The following is a 451-nucleotide window of genomic DNA, read 5'->3' as shown; positions in this document are numbered from 1 at the left end:
GAGCCAAGTCAGCCGCTTCTGCGCCGAGATCGACGAGCGGGTGAATGCCTTCCTGTCGCGGCCGCTGGAAGGCGCCTGGCCCTACCTCTGGCTCGACGCAACTTATGTGAAGGTGCGTGAAGGCGGCCGGATCATCAGCCGTGCCGTGATAATCGCTGTTGCGGTCAACGGTGAGGCATGGTCCGCCACCGGTTCGAGGACCATGCCGAACGGCAAGCGCGAGGTTCTGGGCGTCGCCACCGGTCCGTCGGAAGCCGAGACCTTCTGGACCGAGTTCCTGCGCAGCCTCGCCGACCGCGGCCTGCGGGGCGTGAAGCTGGTGATCGCCGACGACCACAAGGGCCTTCGGGCAGCCGCACGTCGTGTCTTCAATGCGACCCACCAACGCTGCCGGGTTCACTGCATGCGCAACGCCTTGGCTCATGCCCCGATCAAGCAGCGCACGGCCGTC

At 66.5% G+C, this 451-nt stretch carries 1 protein-coding gene; it reads left to right on the top strand.

Annotated elements, in window-relative coordinates:
- Positions 1-451: transposase (locus EZM81_RS18095; protein WP_211195456.1), on the top strand; the 451-nt coding region annotated here is incomplete at both ends.

This window comes from Tabrizicola sp. YIM 78059, assembly GCF_004959785.1.
Lineage (GTDB): Bacteria > Pseudomonadota > Alphaproteobacteria > Rhodobacterales > Rhodobacteraceae > Tabrizicola > Tabrizicola caldifontis.
This window is presented reverse-complemented; position numbering and strand designations above follow the sequence as displayed.